The sequence below is a fragment of the Nocardiopsis endophytica genome (assembly GCF_027706725.1).
In the GTDB taxonomy this organism is placed as follows: domain Bacteria; phylum Actinomycetota; class Actinomycetes; order Streptosporangiales; family Streptosporangiaceae; genus Nocardiopsis_A; species Nocardiopsis_A endophytica.
In genome coordinates this window covers 1-1,414 of sequence record NZ_JAQFWQ010000205.1, presented here as the reverse complement: position 1 = coordinate 1,414, position 1,414 = coordinate 1, and the positions used below count along the sequence as shown (strand labels likewise).

Annotated in this window: 1 protein-coding gene; it reads left to right on the top strand. The window is 69.2% G+C overall.

All coding sequences use genetic code 11. The features are described from left to right. Positions 1–125: 125 nt before the first annotated feature. On the top strand, positions 126–1,376 hold the full coding sequence (locus O4J56_RS31950) for an IS256 family transposase (protein ID WP_270690970.1): 1,251 nt from the start codon (positions 126–128) through the stop codon (positions 1,374–1,376). Positions 1,377–1,414: the final 38 nt, after the last annotated feature.

Genomic DNA, 1,414 nt, shown 5'->3' with positions numbered 1-1,414 from the left:
GATGGTGTCCCGCTGGGTGGTGTAACTTCGCTCGGCTGATCTGACCTGGAAGCGTCTGGAACACGACGAGCCATCGTGTGACGGTCGAAGGGACCGCTGAAGTACCCCGCGACCGGGAGCACACGATGGCTCTGTCCCAGCATGACCTACAACACCTGCTCGAGTCACTACAAGCCGCCGACGACCTCGAAATGATCCGCGCCGTCCTGGAGCGCATGCTCCAGGAACTCATCGAGGCCGAGGCCACCGCCGCCATCGGAGCCGAGCCCCACCAGCGCACACCCGAGCGCACCAACCGCCGCAACGGCCACCGCGAACGGGCCCTGACCACCACCTCCGGCGATGTGGACCTGAAGATCCCCAAACTCCGCTCCGGATCCTTCTTCCCCTGTCTGCTGGAGCGCCGCCGCCGCATCGACCGGGCCCTGTTCGCCGTGATCATGCAGGCCTACGTGCACGGGGTCTCCACCCGCGCGGTCGACGACCTGGTCAAGGCCCTGGGCGCCGACACCGGCATCTCCAAGTCCCAGGTGTCGCGGATCTGCGCCGACCTGGACACCGAGGTCGAGGCCTTCGCCCAGCGCCCCCTGGACCACACCCCCTTCCCGTATGTGTTCTTGGACGCCACCTACTGCAAGGCCCGCCAGCAGCACCGGATCTGCTCGGCGGCGGTGGTCATCGCCACCGGTGTGAGCGCCGAGGGCCGCCGCGAGGTCCTGGGGCTGGCCGTGGGCGACAGCGAGTCCCGCGCCTTTTGGACCGAGTTCCTGCGCTCGCTGCGGGCCCGGGGGCTGGGCGGGGTGCTGCTGGTGGTCTCCGATGCCCATGCCGGGCTGGTGGCCGCGGTGCAGGCGGTGTTCATCGGGGCGGCCTGGCAGCGGTGCCGGGTGCACTTCGTGCGCGATGTTCTGGCGCGGGTGCCCCGGGGGTCGGGGGAGATGGTCGCGGCCACCATCCGCACCATCTTCGCCCAGGAGAACGCCCAGGCGGTGCGCGAGCACATCGGGGTGGTCGCCGAGTTGCTCAAGGGCCAGTTCCCGCAGGTCCAGCGGATGCTGTTGGAGGCGGCCGAGGACATCACCGCGTTCGCGGCCTTCCCGGTGGCGCATTGGAAGAAGATCTGGTCGACCAATCCGTTGGAGCGGTTGAACCGGGAGGTCAAGCGCAGGGCCGATGTGGTGCAGGTCTTTCCCGACCGCAAGGCGCTGCACCGGCTGGCCGGGGCGGTGCTGGCCGAGATGCACGACGAGTGGCAGGTCAGTGATAGGCGGTATCTGGCCGAGGCCTCGATGGCCGAGCTCTACCGGGGCCAGGGGCCGCCGGGGCGGGAGGCGGGGCAGGGCCGTCTTACCGGACCTGGGGGCGACACCGGGTAGTGCGTTTGTGAAGTTACACCACACCAAGGGACGTGACC